At 58.7% G+C, this 17,102-nt stretch carries 8 protein-coding genes, 2 tRNA genes and 3 rRNA genes; 3 read left to right on the forward strand and 10 right to left on the reverse strand.

Going from position 1 to position 17,102, the window contains the following annotated elements; translation table 11 throughout:
• Nucleotides 1-76: 76 nt before the first annotated feature.
• The 9 genes from LJX93_RS20785 to LJX93_RS20825 form a co-directional block, all read right to left on the reverse strand.
• Nucleotides 77-2,107, reverse strand: coding sequence for a pyridoxamine 5'-phosphate oxidase family protein (locus tag LJX93_RS20785; RefSeq protein WP_033699906.1), 2,031 nt, complete (start codon nucleotides 2,105-2,107; stop codon nucleotides 77-79).
• A gap of 27 nt (nucleotides 2,108-2,134) precedes the next feature.
• The gene (locus LJX93_RS20790; RefSeq protein WP_227696386.1) at nucleotides 2,135-2,764 is read right to left on the reverse strand and encodes a glutathione S-transferase family protein; all 630 of its coding nucleotides are present in this window, start codon (nucleotides 2,762-2,764) and stop codon (nucleotides 2,135-2,137) included.
• A 161-nt stretch (nucleotides 2,765-2,925) separates the two neighbouring features.
• Nucleotides 2,926-3,468 (reverse strand): UPF0149 family protein, encoded by a 543-nt coding sequence (locus tag LJX93_RS20795; protein ID WP_227696387.1) that lies wholly within the window; start codon nucleotides 3,466-3,468, stop codon nucleotides 2,926-2,928.
• 178 nt (nucleotides 3,469-3,646) lie between these two features.
• The gene (locus LJX93_RS20800; protein ID WP_033699916.1) at nucleotides 3,647-5,290 is read right to left on the reverse strand and encodes an acetolactate synthase large subunit; all 1,644 of its coding nucleotides are present in this window, start codon (nucleotides 5,288-5,290) and stop codon (nucleotides 3,647-3,649) included.
• 289 nt (nucleotides 5,291-5,579) lie between these two features.
• Nucleotides 5,580-5,695, reverse strand: a 5S ribosomal RNA gene (gene rrf, locus LJX93_RS20805).
• Nucleotides 5,696-5,828: 133 nt separating this feature from the next.
• Nucleotides 5,829-8,721 (reverse strand): 23S ribosomal RNA (locus tag LJX93_RS20810).
• 244 nt (nucleotides 8,722-8,965) lie between these two features.
• A tRNA-Ala gene (locus tag LJX93_RS20815) sits at nucleotides 8,966-9,041 on the reverse strand.
• 26 nt (nucleotides 9,042-9,067) lie between these two features.
• Nucleotides 9,068-9,144 (reverse strand) — tRNA-Ile (locus LJX93_RS20820).
• 86 nt (nucleotides 9,145-9,230) lie between these two features.
• Nucleotides 9,231-10,767: ribosomal RNA gene (locus LJX93_RS20825) — 16S ribosomal RNA — on the reverse strand.
• The 16S, 23S and 5S rRNA genes sit together here with 2 tRNA genes alongside, the layout of an rRNA operon.
• Nucleotides 10,768-11,223: 456 nt before the next feature.
• Here LJX93_RS20825 and LJX93_RS20830 point away from each other — a divergent pair.
• Entirely contained in the window at nucleotides 11,224-12,120 is an 897-nt protein-coding gene (locus tag LJX93_RS20830; protein ID WP_047583684.1) for a formate/nitrite transporter family protein, read from the forward strand.
• Between the two features lie 3 nt (nucleotides 12,121-12,123).
• On the opposite strand, the gene LJX93_RS20835 is transcribed toward LJX93_RS20830, so the two are convergent.
• Nucleotides 12,124-13,218: an MBL fold metallo-hydrolase gene (locus LJX93_RS20835; RefSeq protein ID WP_095064246.1), complete on the reverse strand. Its 1,095-nt coding sequence runs from the start codon at nucleotides 13,216-13,218 to the stop codon at nucleotides 12,124-12,126.
• 130 nt (nucleotides 13,219-13,348) lie between these two features.
• Here LJX93_RS20835 and LJX93_RS20840 point away from each other — a divergent pair, with 130 nt between their 5' ends.
• Together LJX93_RS20840 and LJX93_RS20845 are read left to right on the forward strand one after the other, a co-directional pair.
• Entirely contained in the window at nucleotides 13,349-14,422 is a 1,074-nt protein-coding gene (locus tag LJX93_RS20840; RefSeq protein WP_033702611.1) for a diguanylate cyclase, read from the forward strand.
• Nucleotides 14,423-14,478: 56 nt separating this feature from the next.
• A complete protein-coding gene (locus tag LJX93_RS20845; protein WP_227696388.1) occupies nucleotides 14,479-17,067 on the forward strand; it encodes an EAL domain-containing protein in 2,589 nt (862 codons plus the stop codon).
• The last annotated feature ends 35 nt before the right edge of the window (nucleotides 17,068-17,102 follow it).

Below are 17,102 nucleotides of genomic sequence, written 5' to 3' on the forward strand. Positions count from 1 at the left end.
CTCCTGGGCCTAGGGGTGGGGGGATTATCGGTTATCAGTAGGTTTTGTGCTGCTGCAAGAGCCCTTGCAGACCGCATCAAAGTTCCAGCACCAGGGCCTGCCCGCCCTCCCCCACGTTGGCCGGCACTGCACAGCAGATCAGCACCGTGCCCTCATCAGGCATTTCTGCTGGCGGGTTCGGGTAATGCACCTGGCCACTCACTACCCGGGTCTTGCAGGTGCCGCATGAACCGCCCCGGCAACTGAAGTCCGGCGACAGTCCGCGCGCCTCGGCAAGCTCCAGCAAGGTCCCGCTGCCCGGTGCCCAGCGCGCCTCCTTGGCCGAGCTGGCAAAGTACACCGGCACGGGTTCGCTCGCAGCCGGCGGCTGTTGCAGCACAGGCTGGTCGTCATCGGTGTGCCGCCTGAGCGTCGAGGGCCCGAAGGCTTCGGCATGGATGCGAGCGTCGGGAACGTTCACGGTGCGCAACCCTTCGTACAGGTCCTGGGTAAAACGGGCGGGGCCGCACAGGTAGAAGTCATAGTCATCCAGCGTCAGCGTGGCCTTCACCTGCTCGATGCCCAACCGGCCAGCATGTTCGTAATCGCGGCCCAGCACAGCCTCTGCTTCAGGCTGGCTGAGGCAGCGGTACAGGCCCAACAGCGCGCCAGCCTGCCGCTGCAGGCTGGCCAGCTCCTGCTGGAACGGTAAATCCGCCAGGCTGCGGGCACCGTGAAACAGGTGAATACGTCGGGCCTGGCGCTTGGCCAATTGCTCGCGCAACATGGCGATGAGTGGGGTGATGCCCACGCCCGCGCCGATCAGTACGATCGGCCGTTCGCTTTGCTCATCCAGGGTAAAACTGCCCATGGGCAGCCGCACGTCAAGCAGATCCCCCACGGCGATGCGTTCATGCAGATAGCGCGAGGCCGGGCCCTGGGCCTTGACGCTGATGCGCAGGTAGCCGTCCGACGGCGCGCTGGAGACGCTGTAAGTACGCACCAGCGGGGCGTCACTGCCCAGCGCGATACGCACAGGGATATGCTGCCCCGGCGCAAACTGCACGGGTGCATCTGCCGCCAGGTAGAAGGAGCGTATATCCCGGCTCTCCTGCTCCAGGCGCACCACGCGCCACGCCAGCCACTGGCGCTGGCGCTCGCGCTGCTGCAGGCGCGTGTCGGCCTCTGCCCAGGTACCGGTCATCAGGCTGGTCGGCGCGTATTCCTGGAACGCCCAGCGCAACGACACCGCTTTCGGGCGCCACACCACCCGCTCGACCTCCAGGGTCCACAGCCGCTCAGCCCCCTCGAAGGCGGTGATGGCAGGGCTGTCCAGTATCACCTCGGCACGCCCGGACAACTGCAGTACATTGCCCGTGGCAAAGTCGATGAACAGCAAGCCAGCCAAGGGGTTGACCAGCAAGTTGCCCAGCGTGTTGAAGTGCAGGTTGCCGGCGTAGTCGGGAATGCTCAGGCGGTTGCCTTGGACCTTGACGAACCCTGGCCGGCCGCCGCGGTGGGACACGTCCACCGAACGCTGGCCGTCTTCGTGGTCGACGTAGCTTGCGACGAAAAAGGTATCGGCCATCTCGATCATGGCAACGGCGCGGGCATTGAGTGCTGTCGCATCGAAGCGACCTTGTGCGGGCTCATCGATACGGGTGTAGTCGCGCCGTTGAATGTACTGCGGGCAGTTGCCGAACGACTGCTCCACGGTTACTTGCAGCTGGCCGTTGGTTGCCTGGCTGATCATGCCGTTGATGCGGTTGCGCCGGCGGGTATGCAGTTCGATGCCCAGCAGCCCGATCGCCTGCCCGCCCGCCAGGCCTTGTGTGGCAGGGTCATCTGCGTTCAGGTACGCATCGATCGTCAGCTGCCGCGGGTGGGGCGAGCTGACGAAGCCTTCCGGGCCTTCGAGCAGCGTCGCCCACGGTTTGCCATAGGCATCCACGCTGCCCGCCACCATGAACGGCAGTTGCTGATAGAACGCGCGATGCTGATCGGGCATGTGGTCGCGGATTACCTTCTGCCCGAACACCTCCATGCGCTCCGACACACCGACCTTTTCCTGCAGGGTCTTCTCACCGCTGTGCCAAGGTGACGAGCGATGGCCTGGGAGCTGATGCATGGTGGCATTCCTCGGAAGGGTTGGGGCTTAAACGGTGGCTTGCAGGCCCGCCACAGTGCGCGGCATCGGCACGAAACCTGGCAACGCCTCGACCCGAGCCAGCCAGCTGCGCACGTTGGCGTAAGGCTCCAGCGAGACATTGCCTTCCGGTGCGTGGGCGATATAGGAATAGTTGGCGACGTCGGCGATGGTGGGCGTGCTGCCAGCCAGGAAGGGGGACTTGGCCAGTTCGGCGTCAATCACCTTGAGCAGGGTATGGGCACGACCGATGACTTCATCGGTGTTGAACGAAGCACCGAACACCGTGACCAGGCGAGCGGCGGCCGGGCCGAACGCCAAGGGCCCTGCTGCAACCGATAACCAGCGTTGCACGCTGGCTGCGGCTGCGGGGTCCTCGGGCAACCAGGTGCCGTTGTCGTACTGCTTGGCCAGGTACACGAGGATGGCATTCGAGTCGGCGACGACCGTGCCGTTGTCATCGATGACGGGGACTTGGCCGAACGGGTTGAGGGCAAGGAACTCGGGCTGCTTGTGTGCACCCTTGGCCAGGTCGACGAAGACCAGCTCGGTGGGCAGGTTCAGCAGCGAGAGCATCAGCTCAATGCGGTGGGCGTGGCCGGACTTGGGGAAGTTGTAGAGTTTGATTGGGTTCGACATGGGCTTGGCTCCTGGACAGCACCGGAATGGGCTGATACAGGCCATGTTGAACTGATTCGACAGGCAGCAGAATTAGCGCGGGAGGGAAACGATAATTTCGCACAGCGAAACAATAAGGGTAGAAGCGACATCAGGCCGCTTCTACAGGGGATGCGGTCGCTTCAATGACGCTGACGATGGAAGCGGTACAACGCGCGTGCCGCGTCGATTACATGGGGGACACAGGCTTGAATGTCGTCCTCGCTCATTTGGTCGAGCAACTCGAAATTGTCTTCCAGGCCGTGCAGCGAGATCGCTTTGAGCAGGGGATCCTGCTCCGCAGGCAACTCGCTCCAGGCAGCGACCTGAGTGCCGCGCATGTAACCGAAGCACCACTCCTCCATGATGATCACCCCGTCTTCACCTTCTTCGAATACCGGCTCGAAGTGATCGACGTTGTCAGCGAGCTCTTCCGCCACCTGGCTGGCATAACGCAACATCAGCGCCGTGTAGGCCTCTTCATGCGCAGGCTTCTTGAAGTTTGGCACCTTGCCACCTGCAACGGCAGGTAACCATTGCTCGGGGTGGACAGTGACCGGCGAGCTGGCAAGGGCGGTGAAAAAGCCATTGAGCTCGGCCAGGTTGATCACCGAATAATCGTTGCCGTAAGTGATCAGCAGGTCTTCAAGGCGGTGGAGTTCTTTTTCGCTGAGCGCGCGGAGCATGTGGGGATCCTAGGGTGAAGATTTGGCCTGCACCCTAGCACATGAGGAAATGGATCGAAGTATTTGTTGCCTGCCGCAAAGCATTCGCGGGCAAGCCCGCGCTCACATGGAATACACCGCCCTTGGGCAAGTTGTAATCCTGTGAGCGTGAGCTTGCCCGCGAACAGGCGGTCAAGCTTTATACCGCCAGCGCGCGCTCACGCAGCTCGCTGTTGAGGATGCGGTCGTTCTCGCTGTAGTCGACCGGGCAGTCGATCACGTGCACACCTGGGGTCTTGATGCAGTGCTCGAGCAGCGGCAGCAAGCCTTCGGCGCTATCCACGCGGTGGCCATTGGCACCGTAGGCTTCGGCGTATTTCACGAAGTCCGGGTTGCCGTAGTCCAGGCCGAAATCGGTGAAACCCATGTTCGCCTGCTTCCAGCGGATCATGCCGTAGCCGTCGTCACGCAGAATCACCACGGTAACGTGCATGCCCAGACGGACTGCAGTTTCCAGCTCCTGGCTGTTCATCATGAAGCCGCCGTCGCCACACACCGAGATCACTGGGCGGTCCGGGTACACGAGGTGCGCCGCCATGGCCGACGGCAGGCCAGCGCCCATGGTCGCCAGGGCGTTGTCGAGCAGCACGGTGTTGGGCTTGTGCGCCTTGTAGTTGCGGGCGAACCAGATCTTGTAGATGCCGTTGTCCAAGGCCACGATGCCTTCGGAAGGCAGCACGCGACGGATGTCGGCCACCAGACGCTGCGGGTAGATCGGGAAGCGGTCGTCGTCGCCGCCTTCGGCGATTTGGGCTTCGTTGGCTTCACGGATGGCCATCAGGCGGGTGAAGTCCCAGTGCGAGGTGTCGCCCAGGCCTTCGGCGATCTGCCAGACGGCGTTGGCGATGTCGCCGATCACTTCGACCTGTGGGAAGTACACGGCATCGACTTCGGCGGAGCGGAAGCTGATGTGAATGACTTCAGTGCCGCCACGGACCATGAAGAACGGCGGCTTTTCGATCACATCGTGGCCGATGTTGATGATCAGGTCGGCGGCTTCGATCGCACGGTGCACGAAGTCACCGGACGACAGCGCAGCGTTACCCAGGAAGCGCGGGCTGCGCTCGTCGACCACGCCCTTGCCCAGCTGAGTGGTGACGAATGGGATACCGGTCTTGTCGATCAATTGCTTGAGGACCTTGGCGGTCATCTTGCGGTTGGCACCGGCGCCGATCACCAGGATCGGGCTGCGCGCGGTGCGCAGTTTCTCGATGGCGGCTTCGATGGCCACATGTTCGGCCAGCGGACGACGGTGCAGGCTGCGGGGGATCGGCATGGCATCGGTTTGCTCGGCAGCGATGTCTTCCGGCAGCTCCAGGTGCACGGCACCGGGCTTTTCCTCTTCGGCCAGGCGGAACGCTTCACGCATGCGCGAAGGGATGTTGTCGGCCGAGGCGAACTGGTGGGTGTACTTGGTGATGGGGTCCATCATGCCGCACACGTCGATGATCTGGAAGCGGCCCTGTTTGGACTTCTTGATCGGCTTCTGGCCGGTAATCATCATCATCGGCATGCCGCCGAGGTAGGCGTAGGCACTGGCGGTAACCAGGTTGGTCGCGCCGGGGCCGAGGGTCGACAGGCTGACGCCGGTCTTGCCGGTCAGGCGGCCATAGGTAGCGGCCATGAAGCCCGCGGATTGCTCGTGACGGGTCAGTACCAGCTTGATCTTCGACTTGCGCAGGGATTCCAGCAGGTCGAGGTTCTCCTCACCGGGAATGCCGAACACATACTCGACACCTTCGTTTTCCAGGCATTGCACAACGACATCGGCGGCCTTGGCCATCTTGCTCTCTACCTCAAGTGATAGGACGGTGAAAGTCCATAAATGCGCAGCACGGCACGCTGGCATCGCTCTATCCGGGCGCGAGGTTGCCCCGAACCTAAGTCTTGACGCAGGCTAGGCAGGGCAAAGTCACGTGTACGAACAGGATTAATTGTCGCACCCTTGAGCGCAGTTGAAGAGGTACAGGACGGACAAAACATCTTTGCCGGGAGACAGGGCTATAGCTATAAAAACGCCGGAAAGACAAAACCCCTACCTGCTTGCGCAGATAGGGGTTTTGCGAAATGAATCTTGACGATGACCTACTCTCACATGGGGAGACCCCACACTACCATCGGCGATGCATCGTTTCACTACTGAGTTCGGGATGGGATCAGGTGGTTCCAATGCTCTATGGTCGTCAAGAAATTCTGTTGCCAGAACGTCCAGATGGACAGCCTAGCGAATTCGGATATGTGATGTTGTGATGTACATTCGAACTTTCGGTTCGTGTGTCTTCACCACCGCAATCTGCATGAGCAAATTGCTTGGGTGTTATATGGTCAAGCCTCACGGGCAATTAGTATTGGTTAGCTCAACGCCTCACAGCGCTTACACACCCAACCTATCAACGTCGTAGTCTTCGACGGCCCTTTAGGGGATTCTAGATCCCAGTGAGATCTCATCTTGAGGCAAGTTTCCCGCTTAGATGCTTTCAGCGGTTATCTCTTCCGAACATAGCTACCCGGCAATGCCACTGGCGTGACAACCGGAACACCAGAGGTTCGTCCACTCCGGTCCTCTCGTACTAGGAGCAGCCCCTCTCAAATCTCAAACGTCCACGGCAGATAGGGACCGAACTGTCTCACGACGTTCTAAACCCAGCTCGCGTACCACTTTAAATGGCGAACAGCCATACCCTTGGGACCGGCTTCAGCCCCAGGATGTGATGAGCCGACATCGAGGTGCCAAACACCGCCGTCGATATGAACTCTTGGGCGGTATCAGCCTGTTATCCCCGGAGTACCTTTTATCCGTTGAGCGATGGCCCTTCCATACAGAACCACCGGATCACTAAGACCTACTTTCGTACCTGCTCGACGTGTTTGTCTCGCAGTCAAGCGCGCTTTTGCCTTTATACTCTACGACCGATTTCCGACCGGTCTGAGCGCACCTTCGTACTCCTCCGTTACTCTTTGGGAGGAGACCGCCCCAGTCAAACTACCCACCATACACTGTCCTCGATCCGGATAACGGACCTGAGTTAGAACCTCAAAGTTGCCAGGGTGGTATTTCAAGGATGGCTCCATGAGAACTGGCGTCCCCACTTCAAAGCCTCCCACCTATCCTACACAAGCAAATTCAAAGTCCAGTGCAAAGCTATAGTAAAGGTTCACGGGGTCTTTCCGTCTAGCCGCGGATACACTGCATCTTCACAGCGATTTCAATTTCACTGAGTCTCGGGTGGAGACAGCGCCGCCATCGTTACGCCATTCGTGCAGGTCGGAACTTACCCGACAAGGAATTTCGCTACCTTAGGACCGTTATAGTTACGGCCGCCGTTTACCGGGGCTTCGATCAAGAGCTTCGCTTGCGCTAACCCCATCAATTAACCTTCCGGCACCGGGCAGGCGTCACACCCTATACGTCCACTTTCGTGTTTGCAGAGTGCTGTGTTTTTAATAAACAGTCGCAGCGGCCTGGTATCTTCGACCGGCATGGGCTTACGGAGCAAGTCCTTAACCCTCGCCGGCGCACCTTCTCCCGAAGTTACGGTGCCATTTTGCCTAGTTCCTTCACCCGAGTTCTCTCAAGCGCCTTGGTATTCTCTACCTAACCACCTGTGTCGGTTTGGGGTACGGTTCCCAGTTATCTGAAGCTTAGGAGCTTTTCTTGGAAGCATGGCATCAACCACTTCGTCGCCTAAAGGCAACTCGTCATCAGCTCTCGGCCTTGAAATCCCGGATTTGCCTAAGATTTCAGCCTACCACCTTAAACTTGGACAACCAACGCCAAGCTGGCCTAGCCTTCTCCGTCCCTCCATCGCAATAACTGCAAGTACAGGAATATTAACCTGTTTTCCATCGACTACGCTTTTCAGCCTCGCCTTAGGGACCGACTAACCCTGCGTCGATTAACGTTGCGCAGGAAACCTTGGTCTTTCGGCGTGGGAGTTTTTCACTCCCATTGTCGTTACTCATGTCAGCATTCGCACTTCTGATACCTCCAGCAAGCTTCTCAACTCACCTTCACAGGCTTACAGAACGCTCCTCTACCGCATCATCATAAGATGATACCCGTAGCTTCGGTGCATGGTTTGAGCCCCGTTACATCTTCCGCGCAGGCCGACTCGACTAGTGAGCTATTACGCTTTCTTTAAAGGGTGGCTGCTTCTAAGCCAACCTCCTAGCTGTCTAAGCCTTCCCACATCGTTTCCCACTTAACCATGACTTTGGGACCTTAGCTGACGGTCTGGGTTGTTTCCCTTTTCACGACGGACGTTAGCACCCGCCGTGTGTCTCCCATGCTCGGCACTTGTAGGTATTCGGAGTTTGCATCGGTTTGGTAAGTCGGGATGACCCCCTAGCCGAAACAGTGCTCTACCCCCTACAGTGATACATGAGGCGCTACCTAAATAGCTTTCGAGGAGAACCAGCTATCTCCGAGCTTGATTAGCCTTTCACTCCGATCCACAGGTCATCCGCTAACTTTTCAACGGTAGTCGGTTCGGTCCTCCAGTCAGTGTTACCTAACCTTCAACCTGCCCATGGATAGATCGCCCGGTTTCGGGTCTATACCCAGCGACTAAACGCCCTATTAAGACTCGCTTTCGCTACGCCTCCCCTATTCGGTTAAGCTCGCCACTGAATATAAGTCGCTGACCCATTATACAAAAGGTACGCAGTCACCTAACAAAGTAGGCTCCCACTGCTTGTACGCATACGGTTTCAGGATCTATTTCACTCCCCTCTCCGGGGTTCTTTTCGCCTTTCCCTCACGGTACTAGTTCACTATCGGTCAGTCAGTAGTATTTAGCCTTGGAGGATGGTCCCCCCATATTCAGACAAAGTTTCTCGTGCTCCGTCCTACTCGATTTCATTGATAAGAGATTTTCGTGTACGGGGCTATCACCCACTATGGCCGCACTTTCCAGAGCGTTCCACTAATCTCAAACCAACTTAAGGGCTGGTCCCCGTTCGCTCGCCACTACTAAGGGAATCTCGGTTGATTTCTTTTCCTCAGGGTACTTAGATGTTTCAGTTCCCCTGGTTCGCCTCTTGCACCTATGTATTCAGTACAAGATACTCAGCTTATGCTGAGTGGGTTCCCCCATTCAGAGATCTCTGGATCACAGTCTGTTTGCCGACTCCCCAAAGCTTATCGCAGGCTACCACGTCTTTCATCGCCTCTGACTGCCAAGGCATCCACCGTATGCGCTTCTTCACTTGACCATATAACCCCAAGCAATCTGGTTATACTGTGAAGACGACATTCGCCGAAAATTCGCATGCTGCTCAGTTAAGAGCACATCACAAATTTTACCTTAGCCTGATCCACTACCAGTGAAAGTAGTGTTCAGTCTATTTCTATCACATATCCGAATTTTTAAAGAACGATCTGACAAAAGCCAGAAATCAACATTCATTTGCGAATGTTCATTTCTAAGTTCTGCGCAGTGCTGCGAAACTTGAAGAGTGGTGGAGCCAAGCGGGATCGAACCGCTGACCTCCTGCGTGCAAGGCAGGCGCTCTCCCAGCTGAGCTATGGCCCCGTATTTTGTAGGCCGCACCAAGTAATTGGTAGGTCTGGGCAGATTTGAACTGCCGACCTCACCCTTATCAGGGGTGCGCTCTAACCAACTGAGCTACAGACCTATAACAGGGTCGCGTTACAGCATCGTCTTTATACAAAGAATCAAGCAATTCGTGTGGGAGCTCATCAGCAGGCTGATGTCGTCGATTAAGGAGGTGATCCAGCCGCAGGTTCCCCTACGGCTACCTTGTTACGACTTCACCCCAGTCATGAATCACACCGTGGTAACCGTCCTCCCGAAGGTTAGACTAGCTACTTCTGGTGCAACCCACTCCCATGGTGTGACGGGCGGTGTGTACAAGGCCCGGGAACGTATTCACCGCGACATTCTGATTCGCGATTACTAGCGATTCCGACTTCACGCAGTCGAGTTGCAGACTGCGATCCGGACTACGATCGGTTTTGTGAGATTAGCTCCACCTCGCGGCTTGGCAACCCTCTGTACCGACCATTGTAGCACGTGTGTAGCCCAGGCCGTAAGGGCCATGATGACTTGACGTCATCCCCACCTTCCTCCGGTTTGTCACCGGCAGTCTCCTTAGAGTGCCCACCATAACGTGCTGGTAACTAAGGACAAGGGTTGCGCTCGTTACGGGACTTAACCCAACATCTCACGACACGAGCTGACGACAGCCATGCAGCACCTGTGTCAGAGTTCCCGAAGGCACCAATCCATCTCTGGAAAGTTCTCTGCATGTCAAGGCCTGGTAAGGTTCTTCGCGTTGCTTCGAATTAAACCACATGCTCCACCGCTTGTGCGGGCCCCCGTCAATTCATTTGAGTTTTAACCTTGCGGCCGTACTCCCCAGGCGGTCAACTTAATGCGTTAGCTGCGCCACTAAAATCTCAAGGATTCCAACGGCTAGTTGACATCGTTTACGGCGTGGACTACCAGGGTATCTAATCCTGTTTGCTCCCCACGCTTTCGCACCTCAGTGTCAGTATCAGTCCAGGTGGTCGCCTTCGCCACTGGTGTTCCTTCCTATATCTACGCATTTCACCGCTACACAGGAAATTCCACCACCCTCTACTGTACTCTAGCTTGCCAGTTTTGGATGCAGTTCCCAGGTTGAGCCCGGGGCTTTCACATTCAACTTAACAAACCACCTACGCGCGCTTTACGCCCAGTAATTCCGATTAACGCTTGCACCCTCTGTATTACCGCGGCTGCTGGCACAGAGTTAGCCGGTGCTTATTCTGTCGGTAACGTCAAAACAGCAAGGTATTCGCTTACTGCCCTTCCTCCCAACTTAAAGTGCTTTACAATCCGAAGACCTTCTTCACACACGCGGCATGGCTGGATCAGGCTTTCGCCCATTGTCCAATATTCCCCACTGCTGCCTCCCGTAGGAGTCTGGACCGTGTCTCAGTTCCAGTGTGACTGATCATCCTCTCAGACCAGTTACGGATCGTCGCCTTGGTGAGCCATTACCCCACCAACTAGCTAATCCGACCTAGGCTCATCTGATAGCGCAAGGCCCGAAGGTCCCCTGCTTTCTCCCGTAGGACGTATGCGGTATTAGCGTTCCTTTCGAAACGTTGTCCCCCACTATCAGGCAGATTCCTAGGCATTACTCACCCGTCCGCCGCTGAATCGAAGAGCAAGCTCTTCTCATCCGCTCGACTTGCATGTGTTAGGCCTGCCGCCAGCGTTCAATCTGAGCCATGATCAAACTCTTCAGTTCAATACTGCTTGGGTTTTTAAGAAACCCTAAACTTGGCTCAGCAATCTCAAATGACTATGTGATTTCTCGCATGGTCACTTGTGATGCTGATAATCTTTGTGACTATCAGACCGTACTCACAAGCACCCACACGAATTGCTTGATTCAATTTGTTAAAGAGCGGTTGGTTAAGAGCTTTTTGTCTCAACCGAGGCGCGCATTCTACGCTTTCCTCATTTGCTGTCAAGCGTTTATTTTGAAGTTTTTAACTGCTGCTTTCTTTCGAAAGCCTTTAACTTCAACATCTTACCGCTTGCCCCGAAGCGTTCATCGCTGCGAGGAGGCGAATAATACGCGCTTTGAAATCAGAGTCAACACCTTGAGCTGAAAAAACTTTCCAATCGCGGTTTACCCCCGCCCGCAACTAATTAAGGCGCAACCGATCTGTAGATAAACACCCCACGGAGCGTGGCAATCATGAGCGATGCGCAAAGCGAGAAAACGCCTGGCCTGTCGGCGGATGAAGAGCAGGAAGTAAGCCATAACCAGCCGCCACGGGCAGCGGTGCTGCACGAGATCATTCGCGCCCAGGGCGACCAGGAACTGGAACGCACCCTCGCAGCACTGTGGTGGTCGGCGTTGGCTGCAGGGTTGTCCATGGGGCTTTCGCTCATGGCCATGGGGTTGTTCTATGCCCGCCTGCCGGAAGGCGACAGCGCCCAGGTAATCGCAAGCATCGGCTACAGTGCTGGCTTCCTTGCGGTAATCCTCGCCCGCCAGCAACTGTTCACCGAGAACACGCTGACCGCGGTGCTGCCGGTGATGACCACGCCCACGCTGGCCAACCTCGGCCGCCTGCTGCGCCTATGGAGCGTAGTACTGCTCGGCAACCTGGCGGGCACCTTGCTGGTGGCCTGGGTCATGCTGGAGCTGCCGATCTTCGACAGCAAGACCGACGTGGCCTTCCTCGAGGTCGGCCGCAAGGTAATGAAGAACGACATCAGCCAGATGTTCGCCAAAGGCATCGTCTCGGGCTGGATGATCGCAACCATGGTCTGGATGATTCCGTCGATGGAGCACGCCAAGATCTGGATCATCCTGATGATCACGTACTTCATGGCCTTGGGTGACTTCACCCATATCGTCGTCGGCTCGGTCGAGGTGTCCTACCTGGTCTGGGCCGGTGAAGAGACCTGGCGCAGCTTCTTGATGGAGTTCGCCCTGCCGACCTTGGCCGGCAACATCATTGGTGGCAGCTTCATCTTTGCGCTGATCAGCCATGCGCAAGTACGCAGTGACAGCGGCAAGCCGCCTTCGCGGCTGCTGGACGACCAGGCGCCGCCCTCCCCGCGTCGGCAAGCCCCTGGTAAATGACCCTTAGCGCACCGCCACTGCACGCTCGGCCGTCCGCCTGTGCTCTTGCGCAGGCCTTGGTTGCCACCAATTCTGCCCGGCATGGGGCGAGTCCAGGCTGACCCGCTCGCCCATTTGCGGCGTGCTTAGCCGCACCTGCGCTTGCGCACTCAGCGCCAGAATGCGCTCGAACGGCTCCTGCCAGCCATGGATGGACAAGTCGAACGTGCCGTTGTGAATCGGCAGCAACCAGCGCCCGCGCAGGTCCAGGTGTGCCTGCAGGCTCTGTTCTGGCTGCATGTGCACGTTCGGCCAGGCGACGTTATAGGCCCCGGTTTCGATCAGGGTCAGGTCGAAAGGCCCGAAGCGTTCGCCAACTTGCCTGAAGCCATCGAAGTACCCGGTATCACCGCTGAAGAACACCCTCAGCTGTTCATCAATGATCACCCACGAGGCCCACAAGGTCTGATTGCTGTCGAACAGACCACGCCCAGAAAAATGCTGCGCCGGGGTCGCGACGAAACGCACGCCGTCAACCTCGGTCTCCTGCCACCAATCCAGCTGACGTACCTTGTCAGGCGCAACGCCCCATTCGATCAACCGGTCACCCACGCCAAGCGGGGCCAGGAAAAACCCGGTACGCGGAGCAAGCCGACGAATCGCCTGCTCGTCCAGGTGGTCGAAGTGATCATGGGACAGAATTACCGCCGCCAACGGCGGCAACTCGTCCAGCCCAAGTGGTGGGGCATGAAAACGTTGCGGCCCTGCCCACTGCACCGGGGAGGCGCGCTCGGCAAATACCGGGTCGGTGATGAAGAAGCGACCCCGCAGCTTGAGCAATACCGTGGAATGGCCCAAGCGCCAGAGGCTGTGATCAGGTGCGTCGAGCACCTGCTGCCGGGTCATGGGCTGCACGGCGATGGGGTTGGCGGGGCGGGTTTCGGGGGGTTTGCGCAAGAACAGGTACTTGAGGCCAATGCGCAGCTTCTTCATCACGCCGTCCTGCGGCAGGCGTGCCTGGTTGTGGAACCGTCCGTCCCAGTGTGGCGCCGGCTCACCGGCAGCGTTAGCGGTGGGGACCATGAGCAGCAGCACTCCGAGCAACAGGAAAGCCTTCATATTACCCCACAGTGATCGCATCAACCGTGAATTGGCTTGTAAGGTCATTTTTCATAGATGAAACACTGTTCAACAATATTCACGCGAGTTATGCGATAAACGGCGCCTTGGCAGAAGAATGATAACCATGATGGACAAACGCAGCGGCAAGGGACTTTCTTTCGTCAAGCGCATCTACCTGCCGCGCATCATCGGTATGGGCATCGGTCTGTTCAGTGTAATGGCAGCGGTGGCGCCGCTATCCCCGCCCATGTGGGCGTGGCTGCTGTTACTGTTCAATGGACTTTTCTGGCCACATGCCGCCTACCTCTGGGCAATCCGCTCGGCAACGCCTTACCAGGCAGAGCAACGCAACTTGCTGCTGGACTCGCTGATGGGGGGCTTCTGGACTGCCACCATGCAGTTCAACCCACTGCCCAGCGTCACCGTTCTGTCGATGATGACCATGAACAACGTCGCCGCAGGTGGCAAGCGCCTGCTCGTACGCGGTGTGCTGGCACAGCTCGCCGGTATGCTCCTGGCCACGCTGGTGTTCGGCCCCGGGCTACAACTCAATGCCACACCACTGCAGGTTTACGCGTGCCTGCCAATGTTAACGCTCTACCCCTTGGCCCTTGGCTGGGTCTGCTACCAACTGGCAATCAAGCTGGCCGAGCACAAACGCCGCCTCAGTGCGCTGAGCCTTACCGACAGCCTGACCGGCTTGCTCAACCACGGGGCCTGGAAAGACCTGCTACAGGTCAGGTTCCAGACCTGCCAGCAACAACAGCAGCATGCGGTGATCGCCCTCATCGACATCGACCACTTCAAGACCATCAACGACACCTTTGGCCACGTGGTCGGCGATTGCGTGCTTAGGCAGATGAGCGAAGAGCTCAAACGCAACCTGCGTGACGTCGACCAGGCCGGACGCTATGGCGGCGACGAATTCTGCGTGATCCTGCCAGACACCCACGAGGCGCAGGCCTGCCAGGCCATGGAGCGCTTGCGCGAGCGGGTGGCGAACTATCGCAATCCGCAGCTGCCGCATTTGCGCATCAGCCTCAGCATTGGCTTGTCCGCGTTTCATGCAGACCTTGAATCGCCCGAGCACTGGCTCGAACAGGCTGACAAGGCCTTGTACACCGCCAAGCACGCTGGTCGTGACCAGGTCAATTTCGCGCAAAGCGAGGCCGCCGGGCTCAGGCTGGCCTATCCTGACTGAACCTCCTTCCTGATTGCCCTGCGGGAGGCTGCTGTTCTTGAAGGAGTCGCTCGCGCATGGCCAGGAACGCCGACCTTCCACCCACCCTTGCCACCCCACATTTCCAAGTCCGCCGCTTGATTGCAGGCTTTTGCGCGGTTTTCGCCTTGGCCTGCCTGGTCACCTTGGGCGCTTTGCTCAATATTGCTGCCACCCTCGATCGCCAAGAGCAGCAACGCAGCGCCTTCCATGCCACCCAGGCCCTCGAACAACGGCTGCTCGCCTCACGCCAGTTTCTGTCCAGCTATGCCGTGTGGGATGCGGCCTTCGAGCACCTGGCCGGCAAGGCCGACTGGCAATGGGCCTATGAGGAGAAGAACGTCGGCGAATCGCTGTACAGCGCCAATGGCTATGAAGGTATATTCGTGGTGGACGACCAGCGCACCACCTACGCCCTGTTCAAAGGCAAGCCCAGCGAGTCGCAAGCCAGTACCTATATAGAAGCGCCCCTGCAACCGATCATCAGCCAAGCGCGGGCGGCTGCCAGCGCTCGCGAACAAATTACCCGGTTCGTGCTGTTCAACGGCTGGCCTGCAGTGCTCAGCGCGGCCGCCGTACGCCCCGACAAAGACGTGTCGGCCAGCGAAGTGAGCCAGGCGCCCGTCATGCTGTTCGTCGACCAGTTGACCGAGGACAAGCTCGCACGCCTGGGCACCGGTGCGGGCCTGGCGGGTATGCATATCGAGAAACACGGCACAGGTGAGCATGGCCATCAGCGCATCGAGCTGGGCGATACCGGCTACCACCTGGCCTGGACCAGCCCGCTGCCGGGGCAGCAATTGCTGTGGGCGATGTTGCCTGCGCTGCTCTGCGCCCTGTTGATACTGGGCCTGGTGATGCTCTACCTGTTCCGCCATGCCCTGCGCAGCTCCCGCGCCATCGACCTCAGCCTCAAGCGCCTGCAACAGAGCAACCAGGCCCTGGAGGCCAGCGAGCAGCGTTTTCGCGCCGTGGCCGAAGCCGCTTCCGACTGGATCTGGGAAACCGACCGGCAACAACGCCTGACCTATCTTTCCCAACGTTTCGTCAGCGTCACCGGCTACCCGGTTGACGACTGGCTGGGCCAGCCGGTCAACCAGCTGCTGGCCTGCGATACCACGCCGCTGTCGCCTTGGCTCGACGCATTGGCCGCCGCCGACCCCCAGCAGTTGGCAAACTTGCGCTGCACCTACCGTGACCACAACGGGCAGAACCGCTACTGCCGCATCTCGGCGCGAGCGATCTGGTACGACGGCAAGCCTACCGGCTTTCGCGGTACCGCCAGCGACATCACGGACGAGGTCGACGCCCATGCGCGCATCCAGCACCTCTCGCTGCACGACCCGCTGACCGGGCTGGCCAACCGCAACAAACTCGCCCGGCATCTCGAACAGGTATTGCTGCGCGGCAGCGACTCGCCGCCACTCACTTTACTGCTGCTGGACCTGGACAACTTCAAGCCGATCAACGATTCCCTCGGCCACGCCGCCGGTGACGCCGTGCTGCAAGAGGTGGCGACACGCCTGCGCGACACCACCCGCGATGTCGACCTGGTCGCACGCCTGGGGGGTGACGAGTTCATCCTGGTTCTGACTGGCATGGAGAACCGCAGCGAGGTCGATCGCTTCTGCGCACGCCTGATCAGCCTGTTGCAGCAACCTATCGTGTTTGACAACCAGCCTCTGCACATTGGCGCCAGCATCGGCGTCGCGCAAAGCCGCACCCTGGGCTTCGATGCCGGCGAGCTGATCCGCTGCGCCGATATCGCGCTGTACCAGGCCAAGGCAGATGGCAAGAGCACCTGGCGCTATTTCGCCGCCGAAATGAACCAGCAGATCCAGTACCGCCGCCAACTGGAAAACGATTTGCGCCGTGCCCTGCAGAACCAGGAGTTCGAGCTGCACTACCAACCGCGTTATCGCCTGGGCGACCTGCGCATCGTCGCGGTCGAAGCCCTGCTGCGCTGGCAGCACCCGCACGAAGGGCTGCTGGGGCCAGACACCTTCATCCCGCTGGCCGAGCAGAGCGACATCATTGTTGCGCTGGGCCGTTGGGTACTGCGCGAAGCCTGCCGCACGGCCCACGACTGGCCGGCAGACCTGTTGATTTCGGTGAACCTGTCGCCCGCCCAGTTCTTGCGCAGCGATGTGGTGGCCGATGTGCGCGACATCCTGCTGGAAACCGCGCTACCCGCCCAGCGCCTGGAGCTGGAGATCACCGAGAACGTGATGCTCAACGACATCGAAGGCGCACTCAGCACCATGCTGTCACTCAAGGAGCTTGGCGTGCGCCTGAACATGGACGACTTTGGCACCGGTTACTCGTCGCTGGGCTATCTGCGCACCTACCCGTTCGACAGCATAAAGATCGACAAACGCTTCATCGCCGGCCTGAACAACACCAGTGGCAATGATCGCGCTGTGGTCCAGGCGATCATCAACCTGGGCGAAGCCATGGGGCTGACGGTGACCGCCGAGGGCGTGGAGAGTGAACAACAGCTCAGGACGCTGGAGAAGGACCGCTGCCATGAAGTGCAGGGTTACTTCCTGAGCCGACCTTTGACGAAAGAAAGCCTTGAGGCGCTGCTGCGACAGGCCCCCGAAGGCTCGGCACACCATCTGTTGTAGGAACAACCTATTCGCGGTGCAAGGATGTTCCTGCA

It is taken from the genome of Pseudomonas sp. HN2-3 (assembly GCF_020691745.1).
GTDB lineage: Bacteria > Pseudomonadota > Gammaproteobacteria > Pseudomonadales > Pseudomonadaceae > Aquipseudomonas > Aquipseudomonas capeferrum.

What these genes read in the sequence shown, in the direction of transcription:
- LJX93_RS20840 (WP_033702611.1), top strand. Translation starts at nt 13,349, where the DNA reads ATGGACAAACGCAGCGGCAAGGGACTTTCTTTCGTCAAGCGCATCTAC.
- LJX93_RS20795 (WP_227696387.1), bottom strand. Translation starts at nt 3,468, where the DNA reads ATGCTCCGCGCGCTCAGCGAAAAAGAACTCCACCGCCTTGAAGACCTG.
- LJX93_RS20800 (WP_033699916.1), bottom strand. Translation starts at nt 5,290, where the DNA reads ATGGCCAAGGCCGCCGATGTCGTTGTGCAATGCCTGGAAAACGAAGGT.
- LJX93_RS20845 (WP_227696388.1), top strand. Translation starts at nt 14,479, where the DNA reads ATGGCCAGGAACGCCGACCTTCCACCCACCCTTGCCACCCCACATTTC.
- LJX93_RS20835 (WP_095064246.1), bottom strand. Translation starts at nt 13,218, where the DNA reads ATGAAGGCTTTCCTGTTGCTCGGAGTGCTGCTGCTCATGGTCCCCACC.
- LJX93_RS20790 (WP_227696386.1), bottom strand. Translation starts at nt 2,764, where the DNA reads ATGTCGAACCCAATCAAACTCTACAACTTCCCCAAGTCCGGCCACGCC.
- LJX93_RS20785 (WP_033699906.1), bottom strand. Translation starts at nt 2,107, where the DNA reads ATGCATCAGCTCCCAGGCCATCGCTCGTCACCTTGGCACAGCGGTGAG.
- LJX93_RS20830 (WP_047583684.1), top strand. Translation starts at nt 11,224, where the DNA reads ATGAGCGATGCGCAAAGCGAGAAAACGCCTGGCCTGTCGGCGGATGAA.